The organism is Paraburkholderia yinzeri (assembly GCF_046581065.1).
Classification (GTDB): Bacteria; Pseudomonadota; Gammaproteobacteria; order Burkholderiales; family Burkholderiaceae; genus Paraburkholderia.
The window spans coordinates 460,565-480,650 of the sequence record NZ_JBFOCJ010000002.1; the positions used below are offsets into that span (position 1 = coordinate 460,565).

The following is a 20,086-nucleotide window of genomic DNA, read 5'->3' on the forward strand; positions in this document are numbered from 1 at the left end:
GACCCTCCCTGTACACAATTCGCCATTACATAATTCTTACTTTTCCACGTATACCCCGAGTTTTGGCGCTTGCCCGTTGAAATAGCGAGATAGCTGTATACAATTTGTACACAGCACTCTCTTTTCGGCTCAACGCATGAACGACATCGACGACATTCCTGCCAGCACGCGTGCCGGTTCGTCCGCCTCGCAAACCGTCAAGGCGCAGCTCGGGCTGCGCGAACTGATCCTCGGCGGCGAACTGAGCCCCGGCGAGCGCATTTCCGAACTCGGCGTGGTCGAGCGTCTCGGCGTTTCGCGCACGCCGGTGCGCGCCGCACTCATACGCCTGCAGGAAGAAGGACTGCTCGAACCGATTCCGAGCGGCGGCTATGCCGTGCGATCTTTTTCGGAGAACGAAATACGCGACTCGATCGAGCTGCGCGGGACGCTGGAAGGACTCGCGGCGCGGCTCGCGGCCGAGCGCGGCATCACCCATTCGATGTTTCGCGACCTGCACGATTGCATCGAGGAGATCGACCAGTTGCTCGTCGGCGAGCTGACCGAGGAGACTTTCTCGCGCTATGTCGAAGCGAACCGGCGCTTTCACCGCCTGCTCGCGAGCGCGTCGGACAGCGAGGTCGTGGCGCGGCAGATCGAGAAGGTCGCGACCCTGCCCTTCGCCTCGGCCAGCGCGTTCGTGGTCGTGCAGTCGCTCGACCCGCGCGCGCGCGAAACGCTGATCGTCGCGCAGGCTCAGCATCGCGCGGTGCTCGAAGCGATCGAAAACCGCGAAGGCGCGCGCGCCGAAGCGCTGATGCGCGAGCATTCGCAGATCGCCCATCAGAACCTGCGGCGCGTACTCGACAACCAGCGCGCCATGACGCGGCTGATTGGCGGCAATCTCATTCGCCGTAACGTCCGCTAACGCGGTCGTCGACACCCTGTACAACCGGATAACGGCGTGCCGGCACGCCCTGGAGGAGACGCATGTTCCTGAAAAATACGTGGTACGTGGCCTGTACGCCCGATGAAATCGATGGCAAGCCGCTTGGGCGGCAAATCTGCGGCGAGCGCATGGTGCTCTATCGCGTGGCCGCCGGAACCGTTGCTGCGCTCGAAGACTTCTGCCCGCATCGCGGCGCGCCGCTCTCGCTCGGCCAGGTGCGCGACGGGCACCTGGTGTGCGGCTACCACGGCCTCACGGTGGGCGCGAACGGCAAGTGCGTGAGCATGCCGTGCCAGCGGGTGGGCGGCATTCCGGCGGTGCGCAGCTATCCCGCCGTCGAACGCCACGGCTTCATCTGGGTCTGGCCCGGCGACGCCAGCGAGGCCGACCCCGCCGCGATCCCGCACCTCGAATGGGCCGAAAGTCCCGCGTGGGCCTATGGCGGCGGCCTGTATCACATCGCGTGCGACTACCGCCTCATGATCGACAACCTGATGGACCTCACGCACGAGACCTACGTGCACGCGTCGAGCATCGGGCAACCCGAGATCGAAGAAGCGCCACCGAAAACCGCCGTGAACGGCGACACGGTCACGACCAGCCGTTTCATGCACAACATCATGCCGCCGCCGTTCTGGGCCGCGGCGCTGCGCGGCAACGGCCTCGCGGACGACGTGCCGTGCGACCGCTGGCAGATCTGCCATTTCTCGCCGCCCAGCCACATCATGATCGAAGTGGGCGTCGCGCATGCGGGCAAAGGCAGCTACGAAGCCGATCCGAGCGAGAAGGCGTCGAGCATCGTGGTCGACTTCATCACGCCCGAAACGGAAACGTCGATCTGGTACTTCTGGGGCATGGCGCGCAGCTTCGCCGTGCACGATGCGGCGCTCACCGAATCGATCCGCGCGGGCCAGGGCCGGATTTTCGGCGAGGATCTCGAGATGCTCGAATCGCAGCAGCGCAACCTGCTCGCATGGCCCGAGCGCCCGGTCCTCAAGCTCAATATCGATGCGGGGGGCGTACAGTCGCGCCGCGTGCTCGACCGGCTGATCGAGAAGGAGCGCAGCGCCGCTCCCGCGGCCGTCTGAGGCCACCTTCCCTCAATTGCCTTTACGCCTCATGAAAGTCATCCTCGCCCGCAAGCAATCCGTTGCCACCGATATCTGCGTTTTCGAACTCGCGAGCGCCGACGCCGCGCCCCTGCCGGCGTTCACGGCGGGCGCGCACATCGACGTCCATCTCGACGGCTTCGTGCGCCAGTATTCGCTCTGCAACAGCCCGTCCGAAGGCGGCGTCTACCGTCTCGGCGTGCTGCGCGATCCGGCCTCGCGCGGCGGCTCGACGGCAATGCACGCGCTTGCGCCGGGCGCGAGCCTCGAAATCAGTAGCCCGAAGAATCACTTTCCGCTCGACGAATCGGCCGCGCATACCATCCTGCTCGCGGGCGGCATCGGCATCACGCCGCTCATCGCCATGGCCGAACGGCTGCGCGAGGCCGGCCGCTCGTTCGAGCTGCACTATTGCGCGCGCGAACCGGAGCGTATGGCCTTTCGCGAACGGCTTGCCGAACCGGGTCTTGCGGAGCACACGCGCTGCTATTTCGACAGCGAAGGCCCGAACGCGTGCATCGACCTCGCGCGCGTGCTGACAAAACCCGCTGCCGGCACGCACGTCTATGTGTGCGGCCCGGCGGGCTTCATCGATGCCGCGCTCGGCGCCGCCGCGAGCGCGGGCTGGCCCGAGCGGAACGTGCATCGCGAGTACTTCGGGCAAGCCTCGAACGCTGCCGGCAACACCGACAGCGCCTTTCAGGTAACGCTCGCAAGCTGCCAACGCGTGATCGACGTGCCGGCCGGCACCACCATCGTCGAAGCGCTGCGCGCCGGCGGCGTGGAGGTGCCGGTGTCGTGCGAACAGGGCGTCTGCGGCACCTGCCTCACGCGCGTGCTGGCGGGAGAGCCGGACCATCGCGATCTCTATCTGACTGACGAGGAACGCGCGGCCAACGATCAACTGCTGCCCTGCTGCTCGCGCTCCCGCACGCCGATGCTCGTGCTCGACCTCTGATCCTCGGCGGAAAGCGCGGATCTGCACCTGAACCTTGCTGTCGCAAATCGGCATGAGGTCGGGGCTGTCCTCGCCCACGTCATGGCGGACAGCACGCGCACGGCGCCGGCTTGATACGGACAACGACAGGTTCCGTCAGCGCCGCAAGGCGATCCAGCCGCCCGAGCCGACCGTCACGGGTACCGTGTCGAGCGCGCTGCCCGTGCAGGGTCCGTCGATACAACGGCCGTCTTCGAAGCGGAACAGCGCGCTGTGATGCGCGCACATCAACACCTGCGCGCGATAGCACGAGATCTCGCCGGGCTCGAAATCGAGCGGCACCGAAAAGTGCGGGCACCGGTTCACATAGGCCCACACCGCTTCCCCGCGCCGCACGATGACGACCGGCACGCCCGCCTCGGCGCTATCGATCACCTTTGCCCCGCCGTCGGGAATATCGGCCACCCGGCACACGCCGCTCCCGTCCATCGCTCACACCCTCCGCTCGGGATTGCCGAGGCTCCAGTCCCAGGGACGGATTTCGACGCGATCGAACAAACCCGCCTGCATGTAGGGGTCGTTGCTCACGAACGCCATCACGTCGTCGAGGCCTTCCGCTTCGATCACGAGCAAGGTTCCGTTCATGGTGTCGCCCCGGGGCGCGAGCGTGGGCCCGCCGAGCCGGACGAACACGCCGTGCTGCATGGCACTGCGCAGATAGGTCCGATGGGTGGGACGCACGCGCTCGCGCACCTCGCGCATATCGGGTTTGTCGGTGGCAAAAACGGCAAAGAAGCGTGCCATGGCGTTCAGCTCCATCCAGTGTCCTTCAGTCTTTCATTCGCTTGGCGCCGCCGCGGGGCTCAGCCAGGGGCCGCGCCTTCCCAGGCCCGCTGCAGCAGCGCGCGTATCGCCTCGCGCTCCACGGCGCGGGGGTTCGCATAAGGGTTCCGGCAGGCAAGATCGGCCGCTTCGTCGAGTCCCGCTTCCGGCATGCCCATTGCACTCAGCGCCGCCGGAATGCCGAGCGCGCGGTTCAGCGCGTACAACAGCGGACCCGCCTGCGCGGCCTCGCTGCCGCCAAGCGCGCGCGCCACGCGCGCAAGCGCTTCGGGCGCCGCCGTATGGTTGTAATGCGCCGTATGCGGCAACAGGGCCGCATGCATGGGTGCGTGCGGCAGATTGAACGTCCCGCCCAGTGTGTGGCAAAGCTTGTGATGCAGCGCCATACCCACTGCACCCAGGCACGTGCCGGCGAGCCACGCGCCATACAGCGCGCGGCTGCGCATCGCCTCGTCATCAGGATTGCGAACGATATACGGAAGCGCCTCGCCGAGCGCGCGGATCGATTCCTCCGCCATCAGGCTGATGATGGGATTCGCGTCTTCCGCGTAAAGCGCTTCGACCGCGTGCGCCATCGCGTTGACGCCCGAGGCCGCCGAAATGGATGCCGGCAGCGACAGCGTGAGCGACGGATCGTAGATCACCGTGCGCGGCAGCACGCGCGGATCGCGTCCGGTGCGCTTGAGGCCGCCCTCGGTGAGACCGTAGATCGGCGTCATCTCCGAGCCCGCATAGGTGGTGGGCACCGCCAGGATGGGCAGCGACGATTCGAGCGCGATCGCCTTGCCGAGCCCGATGGTCGAACCGCCCCCTACGGCCACGCAGCAGTCGGCGTCGAGCGCGCGAGCGGCTGCGCACGCGGTGCGCGCTACTTCCACGGGCACGTGCATGACCGCTTCGGCGTGCACGCCGACGGCACGCGTACCGAGTGCGCGCGCCACCTCCTCGGCCAGCGCGCGCTGCTCGGGTGTCGCCAGAATCAGCGCGCGCCGCGCGCCAAGGCGCTCGACCTCCTCGGGCAAGCGCGCGAGCGCGCCCCATTCGAACACCACGCGCGAGGGCATCCCCTGCCAGACGAATCGCTCCATGGCGGCCTCAGCGCTTGAAGTGCGGCGGCACGTTGCCGTCCACGTTGACCCAGACCGAGCGCGCTTCGGTGTAATCGTGCATCGCCTCGAAGCCCATTTCGCGGCCGTAGCCCGACTGCCCCACACCGCCAAACGGACTACCGGGGTTCACGCGCTTGTAGCAGTTGATCCAGCACATGCCCGCGTGAATCTGCCCGGCCAGTCGATGGGCGCGCGACAGATCGCGCGTCCACAAGCCGCTGCCGAGTCCATACTGCGTGCCGTTGGCGATGGCGAGCGCCTCCTCGTCGGTGCGAAAGCGCAGCACGGTGACGAACGGACCGAACACTTCCTCCTGCGCGACGCGGTCACACGGGCTCGCGGCCTCCACCACGGTCGGGCTCACGTAATAGCCGTTGGCCAGTGCAGCATCGCGCGGCGCGCTGCCGCCCGTCAGCACGCGGCCACCCTCCTCGCGCACCACGTCGACGAATGCCAGCACGCGCTCCTGATGCTGCTTCGACGTGAGCGGTCCCATTTCCGTTTCGGGATCGAGCGGATGGCCGACACGAATCGACGATGCGAGCGCAACGAAGCGTTCGAGGAAGGCATCGGCAATGCGCTCGTGCAGGATGAGCCGCGAGCCGGCAATGCAGGCCTGCCCCTGGTTGTGAAAAATCGCCCATGCGGCGCCGTTGATGGCGGCGTCGAGATCCGCATCGTCGAACACGATGTTGGCGCCCTTGCCGCCCAGTTCGAGCTGCACGCGCTTGAGGTTGCCCTGCGAGGCTTCGACGATGCGCCGACCCGTCGCCGTCGATCCGGTGAACGCGATCTTGCCCACGCCCTCGTGCTCCGCCAGCCGCTGCCCGGCGGTATGCCCGTAGCCCGCAACGATATTGACGACGCCCGCGGGAAAGCCCACTTCCGCCATCAACTCGACAATGCGCAGCGTGGAAAGCGGCGTGATCTCGGAAGGCTTCAGCACGACCGTGTTGCCCGCGGCGAGCGCCGGGCCCATCTTCCAGCTCGTGAACATGAGCGGGAAATTCCACGGCACGATCTGGCCCACCACGCCGATGGGCGCGCGCTGCACGTAGTTCAGAAAGCCCGTCTCGACGGGAATCACAGAGCCCTGCAGCTTGTCGGCCATGCCGCCGAAGTAGCGGAAGCATGCGGCCGTGCGCGGCACGTCGAGCGCGCGCGAGTCGCGGATCGGATGGCCCGTGTCGAGCGATTCGAGCTGCGCCAGTTCCTCGGCGTTCGCCTCGATGGCGTCGGCGAGGCGCAGCAGCAGGCGGCCGCGCTCGGCGGCGGGCAGCGCGGCCCACTTCGGAAAAGCGCGTGTGGCGGCGGCGACGGCGAGATCGACGTCGGCGGCCGTCGCGGCCGCGATCTTCGTGATCCGCGTGCCGTCGTGCGGATTGAGCACGTCGATCGTGCCGCCTTCCACGGCGTCGGTGAAGCGGCCGTCGATGAAGAGTTGCGTTTGCATGAAGGGTCCTCGGTGAATGCGGGCGAGCGGCTGGCTTTAGAAATCGACGGGATACGGCTTCAGCTCGCCGCTTTCATAGCGTTTGGGCAGATTCGGCGTGGCGTTTTCCCACACCAGCAGCATGGAGCGCTTCGTCGAATAGCCCTGGTGGCGAATGTCGGCCGGCATCGCGCAGATGTCGCCCGCCCGCATCGTGATGCGCGCGCGCGGCGCGCCGGTGTTCTTGTCGCCGATATCCCAGACGATTTCATCGGAGAGCTGAAGAAACCACTCGACGCGATCGTTGCCGTGAAAGACCGGCAGGATGAATTCCTCGGTGGTCGGGCAAAAGAGGCTCTGGCCGCAGACCGACGTGACGGACGGGTTCCACGTGACGTCCGAGCGCGAGAGGTACTTGAAGAGGTTGAACGCGTGCAGTTGCCCTTCGAAGCCGGGCTCGACGTGTACTTCGGGCTCGTCCTGGGGCACGTCGGCGAAGGCGCGGTTCACGGGCAGATCGTCGCGCAGCGGCGAGTCGCCTTCGAGGCCCGGCATGCGGCGCGTGGCGATACGCGTGCGCTCGATCGCGGCGTCGTTGTCGCCGTGCTTGCGGCCGAAGGCCGTGCCGGTTTCCTCGGGCGCCGCGAACGGATCGAAGCCTTCGTTGGTCCAGTCGTGCAGGATCGCCTTGAAGGTCGCCATGATGGCCGGCGTCTCGAAGGTTTCCATGTAGTCCACGCCGGCTTCCTTCATGATGCCGTTGAAGGAGCCCGCATAGATGTCGACCTTGCCGTAGTGATTGCGCGTGCCGAACACGTGGTCGAAGTTGACCCAGCCGTAAAAGAAGCCCCAGGCGACGTCGCGCATCATGGCGCGCAGGAATGCGTCGGCCGGCACGGCGTGCGTGCGGGTCTGGCCTTTCGCGGGCCAACTGATCTTCACGAAGTACTCGTCGCGCTGGAATTCGAATCGGCCGAGCGTGTAGCGGCGATAGCCGGTCACGGCGTCGGGCTCGCCTGCCTGCACGAGGTCGGCGGCAAAGCCTGTTGCGGGCAGGTTGGTTTCAAGGGTTGCCATGGTTTGTCTCCTGATGGGGTCGCTGAGGTAGTCGCTCAGTGCAAACAGATATCGGCCCACTTCTGCACCGAAAGCGCTCCGATCATCGTCTGCACGAGCGCGACCCCGGCCTTCGGCGCGTTGAAGCGATACGCGCAGCCCGCGGGCAGCAGTGCCTGATGGCCGCGGCGCAACACGACATGGCCCATCGCGCGGCCCTGCGGAGCCTCGCCCGCGAGGACGGTGCCCGTGCTGCCCGCGGGCGGCGTGTCGAGCTTGATGAAGTCGATGCGCGCCTCGCCGTCCATCAGGATGACGAACTCATCGTGCGCGCAGGCGAACCAGGGCGACTGCCCCTCGGTGCGCAGCACCTCGATCACGTATTCGAGATTCTTGCCGGCCACGACCTTCTCGTAGGGCGCCGACTTCGCTGCGACTTCGAAGATGTTGGAAAAGACGTAGTGGCTGGCGGAGCCACTGGTGATTTCGATCTCGCCCTTGCGGTACGTCTCGAGCGAGCCGAAGTTGGTCTGGAACGACGAGGTGGTCATTGCTGTCTCCTTTGCGACGATTCGAAAGTGTCGTTGGAGACAACTTTAAGAGCGCAACGGAACCGCAACAACCGGCGACGCAACGATTACGGCATTCGCGCTTCGCGAACAATCCCGCCGATTGCGCCCATCGCGCCGTTAGCGCACCCAGCCGCGTTCGAGCAGCGGCAGATCCCACACCGGCTCGGGGCCGAGGTATTCGGCAAGAAATTCGACGAGCGCCTTCACCTTGAGCGCCTGTCGCTGCGTTGCGGGATAGACGGCCGCGAAGCTCAGCGGCGCAAGCGCGTAGTCGGTGAGAATCGGCACGAGCGAGCCGTCGAGCAGCGCGGCGCTCGCCACGAGCGTGGGCAGGCACACCACGCCGCCGCCCGTGAGCGCGTAGTCGCGCAGCAGGTGCACCGAATTCGAGCGGATCATGCCCGGCAGTTCCATCTCGACGACCTCGTCGCCGCGCGTCATGACCCAGCGATTGCGCGAGGGATAGCCCGAATAAAGCGCCGTGGTGTGCTGCAGCAAGTCGCGCGGATGCTGCGGTGCGCCATGCTCGAGCACATAGGCGGGGGCCGCGCAGAAGAGCCGCCGCACGGCGAAGAGCTTCCGCTCGATCAGCGATTCGGAGATGGGCGGAAAAATCTGGAACGCGACGTCGAAGCCCTCTTCGATCGGATCGACCACGCGATCGTTGACGATCACATCGAGCTGAATGCCCGGATAGCGGCGATTGAACTCGGCGAGCGCCGGCCCGAAATGACCGAGCGCGAAGCCAGGCAACATCTGGATGCGCAGGCGGCCCGTGGGCGTGGCGCGCAGTTCGCGCATCTGGTCGGTCAGTTCGTTGACGCGCCCCACCACTTCGGCGCACTCGCGATAGAACGCCTCGCCCACTTCGGAAAGGCGTACGTGCCGCGTACTGCGGTGAAAAAGCGGCGCGTTGACGAACTTCTCCAGTTGCTGGATGCGGTTCGTCACCACCGAACTCGTCACGCCCAACTGCCTCGCGGCTTCGGCGAAGCTGCTCGTCTCCGCCACCCGCACGAAGGCTTCGATGCTCAAAAAGCGGTCCATTCTGTTCCCTCGTCCCCGTGTTTGGTCTCCCAGCGCTCAGTGTATACGCGGGGCCGCGCGCTGCCGGATCCTGCAAGATCCGGCAGCGCGCGCCAAGCAGGGAACCCGGGAAAACGAACCGCTTCGGCCTCCTTACTCCGGTTGCTCGCCCGCCGGGAATTCGACCGCCGCCAACCCGCGCCTGGCGAGCCGGGCCGGCGCGGTCTCCACCAGCAGCAGACTTACGACGATGCCGAGCAGCACGGCGCAGATCGGCAGCCAGAGAATGTTCTGAATGCCGAAGTGTTTGGCGACGAAGCCGGCGATCGCGGGCGCCACGCCACCGCCGAAGATCTCGCCCGCGCCCACCACCACGCCAATCGAGGTCGAGACCATGCCCACCGGCGCCGCTTCCGTCGCGATGGGTCCGGACAGCAGCGAGACGAGGCCAAGCGTGAAGAACGCCGCGACGAACAGCGTCGCGAACAGGGCGACCGGCTGGGCACCGAGTCCGCGGAACACGTAGAGCACGACGGCCGTGCCCGCGAAACCGACGATGCTCGCAATGCGCCGCCCGGTGAGATCGGAGAGGCCGGGCAAGCCGAACTGGCCGACGAACCCGCCAAAGCCGATGGCCGAAACGATCACGCCCATGTGCTGCGTATCGATCGAAAGGTATTCGGTGAGATAGAGCGGCATCATGGCGCCGAGCACGAACACGCCCGTCATGGCACAAAAGAGCGCGGCCATCGCAACGGGAATGTTGCGGCTCTTCAGCACGTCGCGCCAGTGGCCGCGCTCGCGCTGCACCGCCACGCGCACCGCTGTCCGGGTCTGCGCCGCCTTCGGTTCGCGAATCACGCGGAACATGAGCAAGCCAAGAATCAGCCCCGGAATCGACACGAGCGCGAACACCCAGCGCCACGTGACCACGTTCAGCAGTTGCGTCGCGATGATCGGCGACAGCGCGAGCCCGAACAGCGCGAAGCCGCTTTGCTGGAGCCCGAGGTTGAAGCCGCGGCGCCTGGGATGCGAGGCGTCCGCAGTCGCGGCGAAGCTCGTCGGGCAGAACGAGCCCTCGGCCACGCCCATCAGCGCGCGCACGGCCAGCAGGCTCGCGAGGCCGCCCGCGAGGCCCGAGAAACCGGACAACAGAGAAAACGCGAGGATCGCGGGAATCAGCACCTTGCGCCGCCCGATCTTGTCGGAAATGCCGCCCATCAGCGCCGCGAAGACGCCCCACGAAAGCCCGAGTATGCCGATGCAGTTGCCGACGTCCTGCGCATCCAGATGCAGGTCCTTCATGATGGACGGAAAGAGCGGCGCGATCAGCCACCGGTCGAGGCCCACGAGGCCGAATCCCAGCGCCAGCAGCGCAACGGCCTTCCATTCGTAGGCCACGTCCCAATCGTTCGATTTCATCTGTGTCTCCTTGAATCGACACGGCATCGGGACCGCCCCGGCTTCGTGCGTCGATGGCGCAAAGATAGGGGCAAGGGCAACACGGCAGGAACGGGATAACGACCGAATACGTCATTCGCGGATCGCGAACAATCGCGGCGACTCACTGCCGGATTGCGGCCGTACAAGGCGGCCGGCGACGCGTCATGCGTCACGGCCGGCGTGATGCGTCCAACCCAGGATAACTACGGGTAGACGCGGAGAAGACGGGAAAGCGGTAGGCCTGAATGTTCGCCGGAAGCGCCTGCCATGGGCTCTCGCCCGCGCTACTGCGGGGCCCGCTGGCCGCCGCACGCGTCGATGTCGCGTTCCGCCACGCCCACCATGCGCGCGGCGTCGACGATCTGCGCCCAGCTCGTCGCATCGACAGGAATGCCGCGCTCGCCGCGCGTGCGCCGCGTCGCATCCTCGCGCTCGCCGGGCAACAGCACGTCCTCCACGCCCGGTTCGCGGCGCGTGGCCTTCAGCCACGCCACGAACGCCTCGGCTTCGCTATCGCGTGCCGGCGCATCGAACGCGTCCGGATCGACGATCACCGAGGTCATGCAGTTGACGATCGCATGACTCGTGACGATGGTCTCGGTATGCGAAGTAAAGCCGCCGCTCAGCGCCCCGGCGAGCAGCTCGCACATCGCCGCGAGCCCCGAGCCTTTATGGCCGGCCACGGCGCCGCCGAACGCCCGCAGCGCGCCGTGCTGCGCCTCGGAGAAGAGCGCGCCGGGGTCGCGGGTCGGCCGGCCGTCCTGGTCGATCAGGGTCTCGTGCGGCACCTCGACGCCCTTGTTGTAGGCCACGCGCACCTTGCCCGCCGCAATCGCGCTCGTGGCGAAGTCAAGCACGATGGGCGCTCGCCCCGGGCGCACGAACGCGGCGCAGAACGGGTTGGTGCCGAAGCGCCGGTCGATGCCGCCGAACGGCGCGACGAGCGGGTCGCCAGCCACGTTGACGAAGTGAAACGATACGAGCCCGGCGCGCGCGCACTGCTCGGCCCAGTGGCCGATGCGGCCGATGTGATGCGCGTCGCGCAGGCCCACCGCGCAAATGCCGAACGCCTTCGCGCGCTCGATACCGCGCTCCATAGCCTCGAACGCGACCACCTGCCCAAAGCCCCGCCCGCCTTCCATCGTCAGGACCGCGCCCGCGTCGCGCACAAGCTCCACGTGCGCGTTGAGCTTCAGCTCGCCCTCGCGGCACGACAGTACGTAGCGCGGAATCATGCCCACGCCGTGCGAGTCGTGTCCGGCCAGGTTGGCCCCGACGAGATGGTCGGCCACCAGCGTTGCCTCACGCCGCTCGCTGCCGGCGGCGCGCCAGATGGCGACGACGAATGCGTGCAGCGCTTGCGCATCGATGACGACTTCGGAGCCCGCGGGGAAGGCGGCGTTCGGCATGGGATGACCCTCTCAGATATGGGTAATGAAAGAAAACATCGATCCAGTCCACCGTGGCAAAGGTACTTGATCGAGAGATCGTCGTCGAGACCTTGCTTCTATCCTTCGCGAACAGAATGCACGAGGGCGATCGCGGTGAGCAGCGTATTTTCGACGGCCGTGGCTCGGGATTTTTCAGCCTCGTTATCTACGCATTCCCCGGCTTGTTTACACCCGCACGCCCGAAAGCCCGTTTTTACGCCCAACGGCATCTGTTTGCATCCCTCTCTCGTTTACGATACTTTATGCTCGTTTTTGATCGATTCCCATCCGAAGAACCGGCGGAACCGAAACCCGAGACGAGCCTATGCAACGAACCCGAACGGAAGCCCTGGCAGGGCTCATGCCCGACGAGCGCGAGCGGCTGATTCTCGAGCGCCTGCGCAACGACGGCCGCGTGCTGGCCGCCCAGCTCGCCACGGAGCTCAACACCTCCGAGCACACCGTCCGCCGCCACCTGCGCGACCTGGCGGACGCCGGCCACTGCAAACGCGTCTACGGCGGCGCGCTGCTCGCCTCGCCGGCCGATCGGCCGCTCGCGGCACGCATGCAGGAAGACCCGCAGGCGAAGGCGCGGCTTGCGGGCGTGGCGGCATCGATCGTGCAGCACGGCCAGGTCATCCTGCTCGACGTCGGTTCGACCAATGCGGAAATCGCGGCCGCGCTGCCCGATCATGCCGACCTCACCGTGATCACCACTTCGCCCGAAGTCTGCGTGCGCCTCGTGCATCGCCCCGGTTTCAAGGTCGTCCTCATCGGCGGGTCCATCGGGCCGCGCGTGGGCGGCGCCGTCGGAGCGACGGCGCTGGCCCAACTCCAGCAGATACGCGCCGATCTCTGCTTCGTCGGCGTCTGCGCGCTCGATCCGGCCGAAGGCCTCGCCGCATTCGATGCCGACGATGCGGAGATGAAGCGCGCGATGATTCGCGCAAGCGGCCTCACCGCCGCCGCCGTCACGTCCGCGAAGCTGATGCGCTCCGCGCCGTTTACGGTCGCCCCCGTGGCCGGGCTCGACTACCTGATCGTCGAGCCCGAGGTCCAGCGCACGCATCTCGCGCAACTGCGCAAGGTCTGCGACAACGTTCTGGTGGCTCGCTCATGAACCTCGTCAAGGAACGATGCGCCACGGTCGCCGTGTTCTTCGCGAACGGCTTCGCGATCGGCGCGTGGGCGGTGGAAGTCCCGCGCGTGAAGGAAAAGCTCGCGCTGTCCGACACGGCGCTCGGTATCGCCCTCTTCGCGTTCGCGCTGGGCGCGATCGTTGCGATGCCGCTGGCCGGCCGGTTCGCGGCGAAACTCGGCAGCGGCCGCACCACCGCGCTGCTGGGCGCGCTCTTCATCGTTGCGTTCCCGCTGCCGGCGCTGGTGCCCGATTTCGCATTGCTATGCCTGGCACTGCTTTTCTTCGGCGCGACCAACGGCGCGCTCGACGTATCGATGAACGGTCATGCGAGCGCGATCGAGACTGCGTGGCGCGCACCGATCATGTCGTCGTTTCATGCGGCCTGGAGCGCGGGCGGTCTGGTCGGCGCGGCCACCGGCACGATGCTGCAGAAGCTCGGCGTGGGCGTGACGGGCAGCCTCGCGTTGCCGGACGTGCTCGTCGGCCTGCTGATCGCAGGCGCGATGGTTGCCGCGCTGCGCGACATCGGACCGCGTCTTGCCAGGGCCACGGGTTTCGCGCTGCCCACTCGCGCCGTGATGAAGCTCGCGGCGCTCGCCTTTCTCTGCATGATGATGGAGGGCGCGGTGGCCGACTGGAGCGCCGTGTTTCTGCGCTCGGTACTGCCGTACGATGCGGCAAGCGCGGGGCTCGGCTACTCCGCGTTTGCGTTCTCGATGGCGGCGTGCCGCGTGGTCGGCGACGTTTCGGTGCGGCGCCTCGGACCCGGCCGGGTCGTCGCGCTGGGCGGCCTGCTCGCGGCAGCGGGGCTCGCGCTCGTACTCGGGTTGCCGAATCTCGTCACGGCGGTGGCCGGTTTCGCGCTGATCGGCATTGGCCTCGCGAACGTCGTGCCGGTCATTTTCAGCGCCGCGGGACGCTCGACCGAAACGCCGGCAACCGGCGTTTCGATGGCCGCGACCCTTGGTTATGCGGGGTTCCTCGTCGGGCCGCCCGTGATCGGCTTCGGCGCGGGTCTGTTCGGTTTGAGGACGGCGCTGTGCGTGCTGCTGCTCGCCGCCGTGACCGTCGGTCTCGCGGGGGCGCGAGCCGTGCGCAACCCGGCTTCCGTCGCCAATGCCCCGGCGGAACGCCGAGCGCTCGACGAATGCTCGTGATTGGTTAGCATAACGAACGATGACGAACGGCGAACGCCGGCCGCGCCGCTCATGCTGCCCGGTGAAGCGGCACCTCGGCCGCCGGCACTTCGGGTCCAGGCACCACCAGCACGTTGCAGCTCACACGATCGAGCAACAGCCTATCGTCGCGCCCGTCCCACCAACGCGCGAACGCGCCCCTGCGGTGATGCCCCAGCACCACGAGGTCGGGGTTCAGCTCCGCCACGAACCGGGCAATCACGTCGACGGGGTTGCCCACGGCGAAGTGGCCTGTCGCCACAAGTCCGCTGCCGCTCAGACATTCCACGCCTTCGCGCAGCACGTCGTTCGCCGTCTGCTCGGCCAGATCGACCGGCATCGCGAAACCGACGTCGGCACCCCATTGCCCCGGCTCCCGTTCGAGCACGGCGAGCAGATGGGCCTGCGCCGCGTAGTGCCGCGCCAGATCCGCACCTTCGCGCAAGGCTCGGCGCCCTTCCCGCGTTGCGTCGTAGCAGAGCAGAATACGCCTGAACATTCGATTCCTCCGGCGGGATCGAGCCCGCCATGCGGGCGGGGCCGCCCCCGCGCTTCCCACGCCGTGCCGCTTCGACACCGGCGTTTCGCGAGCCTGACTGCCTCGTATTCGCGGGGGTTGCCTCCATTATAGATCACGCTGTGACATATAATGATCCCGCCCTACGGGTGCGCTGTCCCGTGGCCAACTCAGGTCAGGAGCCGACCATGCTTGCAGAATGGATACTCGAACAGACGACCGACGCCCTCATCTATGCAAGCCGCGACGGCATGATCGCGCGCTGGAACGAGGCGGCGAGCCGGCTATTCGGCTACGCGCGCGATGAAGCGCTCGGGCAGAGCCTCGACCTCATCATCCCGGAGCCTCTGCGGGGGCCGCACTGGAAGGGATTCGACGCCGCAATGGCGAGCGGCGTGACCCGGCTCGGCGGGCGTCCGTCCTTGACCCGCGCCGCGCACAAGAGCGGGCGGAAGCTTTACCTCGAAATGTCCTTTGCGCTCGTCAAGGACGACGCGGGGCAAGTGGCCGGCTCGGTCGCCATCGCGCGCGACGTGACGGAGCGCGTCGAGCGCGAACGGGCCGCGCGCAACGCCTCGCCGCCGCCCTCTCCCTGAGACCGCAGGGACGCGCGCCGGTCACGCCGGCTCGCGCCGCGTCCGCGAAGCGCTGCGGGGCGCCAGTCGGCCGACGCGCGTTGCCGGTCGTCATCGCGCTCTTCGAGCGCTGCCGGCGCCGGGAGCGCTTCAGCCGTCCTGTCCTGCGACGGGGTATCGAAAGCGTACGCCAGATACGCGTAGAACTGCCTCCACTTCATGGATCTCGGTCTCCCCGGTGTGTCAGTAAACGTCGCGCACGTAACGCTTTTCCCGCGCAAGCGCACTGACGAATTCCTGCGTCGCGTCGGCGTCCATGCCGCCATGCGCCGCAACGATATCCCGGAGCGCGGCGTCCACGTCTTTCGCCATGCGGCTCGCGTCGCCGCACACGTACAGGTGCGCGCCCTCCTGCAGCCACGCCCACAACTGCGCGCCCTGCTCGCGCATGCGGTCCTGCACGTAGATCTTGTCGCTCTGGTCGCGCGAGAACGCGAGGTCGAGCCGCGCGAGGTGGCCGTCGCCGTGCATCGCTTCGAGTTCCTCACGGTAGTAGAAGTCCGTTGCCGCATGCTGCTCGCCGAAAAACAGCCAGTTGCGGCCGCGATCGCCGCGCGCGCGCCGCTCGTGCAGGAAAGCGCGGAACGGCGCGACGCCGGTGCCGGGACCGACCATGATCATGGGCGTATCGCCGTGGCGCGGCGGCCGAAAATGCGTGCTTTTCTGCACGAACACCGGCACGCTGCCCGCCTCGGCGCGGTCGGCGAGGAAGGTCGAGGCCACGCCCTTGCGTTCGCGCCGGCCGTTGCTGTAGCGCACCGCCGAGACGGTGAGATGCACTTCCCCCTCATGGGCCTTGGGGCTCGACGAGATCGAATACAGGCGCGGCTGCAGCCGCTTGAGCATGCCCAGCAGTTCGGCCGCCGAGAGTTCGACGGGGAACTCGTGGAGCACGTCGGCAAGCTGCTGCCCCCAGAGCCAGTCGCGCAGGTCGATCCTGCGCTCTTCGGCCAGCAGGTCGGCAAGGCCGCCCGAGCGCGTGCGCGAGGCGATGAAGCGCAGCGCGTCAGGGCCGGGGCGCGCGATCTCGTAGTGCCGGCCCAGCGCATCGGCAAGGCGCATCTCGCCCACGCCGCTCACGCTCACCGGCGCCTCGGCGGAAAGGCGCGTGAGCGCAAGCACTTCGTCCACGAGCACCGGGCAGTTGGTGGGCCATACGCCCAGCGCGTCGCCGGCTTCGTATTCGAGCCCCGCCTCGCCCGCCGCGAGCGCCGCGAGCGCGAAGTAGCGCGTGTCCTTCGCCGCGCCCTTGCGGTTCAGGCGCACGTTCTTCACGAGACGCGACGATGCCGGGCGGGCCTTCGTCGGTGCGCAGCCGGGCAGTACTTCAGGAATCGCGCCGTTGGGCGGCACCGCATGCAGCGCGGCATCGTCCGCCTTGATGCGCGCGACGACCCGCTCGAACCAGGCATCGGCGGCGGGCTGGAACTCGGCGTCGCAGTCGGTGCGCGCGAAAAGGCGCACGGCACCCAGCGCTTCGAGGCGGGCGTCGAGGTTGCGGCCATGGCCGCAGAACTGGTCGTAGTTGCGGTCGCCGAACGCCAGCACCGCGTAGCGCAGCGTGTCGAGACGCGGCGCGTTGTCCGCCTTGAGCGCACTCCAGAATGCCTCGCCGTTGTCCGGCGCGTCGCCGTCGCCGAACGTGCTCGTCATCAGGAGTGCATACTGTGCTTTCGAAAAACTGTCGGGCGTATAGTCCGCCATGCAGGCCGTACGGATTTCGAAGCCCGACTCCATCAGTTGCGTCGCGTAGCGCTCGACCAGCGATTCGACGTTGCCCGTTTGCGAGGCCCACAGCAGCACGACCTTCGGGCGCGAGTGCACGATGCGCACGTTGCCTTCGCTCTCATCCGCGCCCGCCGGCCTCGCGAGCCTGTCCGGGGCCGGGGCGCGTGCTTCGTCCGTTCTGCTGAAGAGTCCCGCGAGCAATCCATCGAGCCATGCGCGCGCGGCGTCGGGAAACGGGGCATGGGCCGGCAGTACCGGCACCCCCGCGGCCTGCCCGGCCTTTAGCGTTCGCAGGCCGCCCACGAAGCCGGCCAGGTACTGCCGCTGCACCTCGTTCAAAGCAGGCGCGGCGACCTCGTCGAGGCCGAGGAGCGTTGAAAAAGCGTCGATACGGGACATATCATGTTCCTGCGGCTGTTTGTCTGCATCTTCGGCATCCTCGCCAGCCGGCTCGCGCCCGGGTTCGACGCGGGACAGGGCGACGGTGCAGAACTTCAGTTCGGGCTGCTGGGAAACGGGGTCGATCGCGTCGTTCGTGACGGCGTTCACGCAGAGGTCTTCGCCGAATACGTCGTTCCAGTGCATGGGCGCGAAGCAATTGCCGGGCAGCACGCGCTCGCTGACCACCGCGGGCAGCACCACCCGGCCGCGGCGCGAGCGGACCTCCACGCGGTCTTTCTCCGCGATGCCGAGCGCGCGGGCGTCCTCGGGATGAAGCTCGACGAACGGCCCGGGGTTGAGCCTGTTCAGCATGGCCACCTTGCCGGTCTTGGTCATGGTGTGCCATTGATGCTGGAGGCGCCCGGTGTTGAGGACGACGGGATAGACCTCGTCGGGCAGTTCGGCGGGCGCGGTATGGGGGCGAGCGAAGAACACCGCCTTGCCGCCAGGCGTCGCAAAGGCAATGCGCGGCCGGGTGCCGTCGGCGCGCGCCCGCAAGGTTTGGCTCACGCCGTCGTTCAGGTAGCGCAGCGGGTTGCGATCCTGCTGGGCGTCTGGCGCGCACGGCCATTGCAGCGGCGTTTCGCGTAGCCGCGCGTAGCTCGCGCCGCGCAGGTCGTAGCCCGTCTTCGGGTTCGCGAAGCGCGCGATCTCGTCGAAGACCTCGGCGGCGCTCGCATAGCCGAATGCGTGCGCGTAGCCCATTTCGCAGGCCACGCGCGCGACGATCTGCCAGTCGGCCAGCGCCTCGCCGGGCGGCTCGATGGCCTGCTGCGCGAGCGTCATGTTGCGCTCGGAGTTGATCATCACACCGTCGGCCTCGGCCCACAGCGCGCCGGGCAGCAATACATCGGCGTACTGATTTGTTTCGGTATCGAGAAAGGCGTCCTGCGCGATGACGAGTTCCGCGGCCTTCAAACCGGCCACGACCGTCTGCCGGTTGGCCACCGTCGCCACCGGGTTCGTGCAGATGATCCAGCAGGCCTTGATCTCGCCGGCGGCCATGCGCGAGAACATGTCCACGGTGCCGCCGCCCACCTTCGTGGGCAGCGTGCCCGGCGCAAGGGCCCAGGCCGCTTCGACGAACGCACGGTCCTCCTCCACGAGCACCGAGCGCTGACCGGGCAGGCCCGGCCCCATGTAACCCATCTCGCGCCCGCCCATCGCATTCGGCTGGCCCGTGAGCGAGAACGGCCCGCTGCCGGGGCGGCAGATCTTGCCGGTGGCGAGGTGCAGGTTGCAGATCGCGTTGGTGCTCCATGTGCCGTGGGTGCTCTGGTTCAGCCCCATCGTCCAGCAGCTCATCCACTCCGGCGCTTCGCCTATCCACTGCGCGGCGCGGCGAATGTCGTCCTCCGCGAGGCCCGTGAGGGCCGCCACTTTCTCCGGCGTGTAGTCGGCCAGAAACGCGGGCATGGCGTCCCAGCCCTCGGTGTACTCGTCGATGAAGGCCGCGTCCGTCTGGCCGTTCGCGTGGAGCAGATGCAGGAGGCCGTTAAGCAGCGCGAGATCGGTGCCCGGCCGGATCTGCAGGAAAAGCGAGGCCTTCTCCGCAGTCGCCGTGCGGCGCGGGTCCACCACGATCAGCTTCGCGCCGGCCTTCACGCGGTCCATCATGCGCAGGAACAGGATGGGATGGCAGTCGGCCATGTTCGCACCGATCACGAAGAAGAGATCGGCGCGATCGAAATCCTGATAGGAACCCGGCGGACCGTCCGCGCCCAGCGAGAGCTTGTAGCCGCTGCCCGCGCTCGCCATGCACAGGCGCGAGTTCGACTCGATGTTGTTCGTGCGCACGAAGCCCTTCGCGAGCTTGTTGACGAGATACTGCGCCTCGACCGACATCTGCCCGGAGACATAGAACGACAGCGCATCAGGGCCGTGCGCATCGAGCGTCGCGCGCAGCCGCCGCGCGGTATCCGCAATCGCCTGATCGAGCGCGAGCGGCACCGGGTCCTCGCCGCGCGCATGACGCACGAACGCGCGTTCGAGCCGGCCCGACTTGCGCAGCGCCACGTGCGCCGACGATCCCTTCGTGCACAGCCGGCCGAAATTGGTCGGATGATCGGGGTCGCCCGCGATCTTCGTGACCTGGCCGTCCGCGATCTGCAGGATCATGCCGCAGCCCACGCCGCAGTACGGACACACGCTCTTTACGCTCTTGCTCGTCATGCCTTGCGCTCGATATCGGCGTTGGAAGGGACCGGGGGCGAACCTCAGGCAGCCACGTAAACCTCGCCGTTCACCACACGCGTCGCATACGGGCTGACCGACTGCTGCGGCGCTTCGAGGCACTCGCCGGTAGCCAGATCGAAGTGATGCTTGTAGATCGGCGAGGCCACGACGATGCGTTCGCCGAGATTCCCCACGAGACCGCGCGACAGCACGGCAGCCTGCGAGTTGGGATCGTAGTTGCCGATGGCGAAGACGCGCGCGGCGCCGTCGTCCACATGAAACACGGCCACCTGCTCGCCGTTCACGAGCGCACACACGCCCGTGTTCGGCACGATATCGTCGAGCCGGCACACCGAAGTCCAGTGCGCGGGAAGGGTTTGATCGCTCAT

General features: G+C 67.4%; 18 protein-coding genes. 6 read left to right on the forward strand and 12 right to left on the reverse strand.

From position 1 onward, the window contains the following. The first annotated feature begins 136 nt into the window (after window positions 1-136). The 3 genes from WJ542_RS19260 to WJ542_RS19270 all read left to right on the forward strand — a co-directional run bounded on the left by WJ542_RS19260 (window position 137) and on the right by WJ542_RS19270 (window position 2,995). Window positions 137-907, forward strand: a complete 771-nt coding sequence (locus WJ542_RS19260) for a GntR family transcriptional regulator (RefSeq protein ID WP_411191031.1) — start codon at window positions 137-139, stop codon at window positions 905-907. 62 nt (window positions 908-969) lie between these two features. After that, on the forward strand, window positions 970-2,016 hold the full coding sequence (locus tag WJ542_RS19265; RefSeq protein WP_411191032.1) for an aromatic ring-hydroxylating dioxygenase subunit alpha: 1,047 nt from the start codon (window positions 970-972) through the stop codon (window positions 2,014-2,016). 31 nt (window positions 2,017-2,047) lie between these two features. Then, complete coding sequence (locus WJ542_RS19270) at window positions 2,048-2,995, forward strand: PDR/VanB family oxidoreductase (RefSeq protein WP_411191033.1); 948 nt, start codon at window positions 2,048-2,050, stop codon at window positions 2,993-2,995. Between the two features lie 135 nt (window positions 2,996-3,130). Here WJ542_RS19270 and WJ542_RS19275 read toward each other — a convergent pair whose 3' ends face one another. The 9 genes from WJ542_RS19275 to WJ542_RS19315 all read right to left on the reverse strand — a co-directional run bounded on the left by WJ542_RS19275 (window position 3,131) and on the right by WJ542_RS19315 (window position 11,864). After that, window positions 3,131-3,463: a Rieske (2Fe-2S) protein gene (locus tag WJ542_RS19275; RefSeq protein WP_411191034.1), complete on the reverse strand. Its 333-nt coding sequence runs from the start codon at window positions 3,461-3,463 to the stop codon at window positions 3,131-3,133. A gap of 3 nt (window positions 3,464-3,466) precedes the next feature. After that, a complete protein-coding gene (locus WJ542_RS19280; RefSeq protein WP_411191035.1) occupies window positions 3,467-3,778 on the reverse strand; it encodes a YciI family protein in 312 nt (103 codons plus the stop codon). A gap of 59 nt (window positions 3,779-3,837) precedes the next feature. After that, window positions 3,838-4,905 (reverse strand): maleylacetate reductase, encoded by a 1,068-nt coding sequence (locus tag WJ542_RS19285; protein WP_411191036.1) that lies wholly within the window; start codon window positions 4,903-4,905, stop codon window positions 3,838-3,840. A gap of 7 nt (window positions 4,906-4,912) precedes the next feature. Beyond that, window positions 4,913-6,379, reverse strand: coding sequence for an aldehyde dehydrogenase family protein (locus WJ542_RS19290; protein ID WP_411191037.1), 1,467 nt, complete (start codon window positions 6,377-6,379; stop codon window positions 4,913-4,915). Between the two features lie 36 nt (window positions 6,380-6,415). Beyond that, window positions 6,416-7,435: a hydroxyquinol 1,2-dioxygenase gene (locus tag WJ542_RS19295; protein ID WP_411191038.1), complete on the reverse strand. Its 1,020-nt coding sequence runs from the start codon at window positions 7,433-7,435 to the stop codon at window positions 6,416-6,418. Between the two features lie 35 nt (window positions 7,436-7,470). Next, entirely contained in the window at window positions 7,471-7,965 is a 495-nt protein-coding gene (locus tag WJ542_RS19300) for a cupin domain-containing protein (protein ID WP_411191039.1), read from the reverse strand. A 138-nt stretch (window positions 7,966-8,103) separates the two neighbouring features. Beyond that, window positions 8,104-9,033 carry a LysR family transcriptional regulator gene (locus WJ542_RS19305; protein WP_411191040.1) on the reverse strand — a complete coding sequence of 310 codons (930 nt, stop codon included), beginning with the start codon at window positions 9,031-9,033 and terminating at the stop codon, window positions 8,104-8,106. A gap of 132 nt (window positions 9,034-9,165) precedes the next feature. After that, window positions 9,166-10,434, reverse strand: coding sequence for an MFS transporter (locus WJ542_RS19310; protein ID WP_411191041.1), 1,269 nt, complete (start codon window positions 10,432-10,434; stop codon window positions 9,166-9,168). Between the two features lie 305 nt (window positions 10,435-10,739). Beyond that, window positions 10,740-11,864 (reverse strand): malate/lactate/ureidoglycolate dehydrogenase, encoded by a 1,125-nt coding sequence (locus WJ542_RS19315; protein ID WP_411191042.1) that lies wholly within the window; start codon window positions 11,862-11,864, stop codon window positions 10,740-10,742. Between the two features lie 346 nt (window positions 11,865-12,210). Here WJ542_RS19315 and WJ542_RS19320 point away from each other — a divergent pair, with 346 nt between their 5' ends. Then, window positions 12,211-13,005, forward strand: a complete 795-nt coding sequence (locus tag WJ542_RS19320) for a DeoR/GlpR family DNA-binding transcription regulator (RefSeq protein WP_411191044.1) — start codon at window positions 12,211-12,213, stop codon at window positions 13,003-13,005. Then, window positions 13,002-14,183, forward strand: a complete 1,182-nt coding sequence (locus WJ542_RS19325) for an MFS transporter (RefSeq protein WP_411191045.1) — start codon at window positions 13,002-13,004, stop codon at window positions 14,181-14,183. Before WJ542_RS19320 ends, WJ542_RS19325 begins: the two co-directional genes overlap by 4 nt. 49 nt (window positions 14,184-14,232) lie before the next feature. Here WJ542_RS19325 and WJ542_RS19330 read toward each other — a convergent pair whose 3' ends face one another. Then, on the reverse strand, window positions 14,233-14,700 hold the full coding sequence (locus tag WJ542_RS19330; protein WP_411191046.1) for a universal stress protein: 468 nt from the start codon (window positions 14,698-14,700) through the stop codon (window positions 14,233-14,235). A 206-nt stretch (window positions 14,701-14,906) separates the two neighbouring features. Between WJ542_RS19330 and WJ542_RS19335 the strand changes: the two genes are divergently transcribed. Next, the gene (locus WJ542_RS19335) at window positions 14,907-15,314 is read left to right on the forward strand and encodes a PAS domain-containing protein (protein WP_411191047.1); all 408 of its coding nucleotides are present in this window, start codon (window positions 14,907-14,909) and stop codon (window positions 15,312-15,314) included. Between the two features lie 222 nt (window positions 15,315-15,536). Here the strand turns inward: WJ542_RS19335 and WJ542_RS19340 are convergent, their stop codons facing one another. Together WJ542_RS19340 and nirD are read right to left on the reverse strand one after the other, a co-directional pair. Continuing rightward, window positions 15,537-19,694 carry a bifunctional nitrate reductase/sulfite reductase flavoprotein subunit alpha gene (locus tag WJ542_RS19340; protein ID WP_411191048.1) on the reverse strand — a complete coding sequence of 1,386 codons (4,158 nt, stop codon included), beginning with the start codon at window positions 19,692-19,694 and terminating at the stop codon, window positions 15,537-15,539. 44 nt (window positions 19,695-19,738) lie between these two features. Further along, window positions 19,739-20,086 (reverse strand): nitrite reductase small subunit NirD, encoded by a 348-nt coding sequence (gene nirD, locus WJ542_RS19345; protein ID WP_411191050.1) that lies wholly within the window; start codon window positions 20,084-20,086, stop codon window positions 19,739-19,741.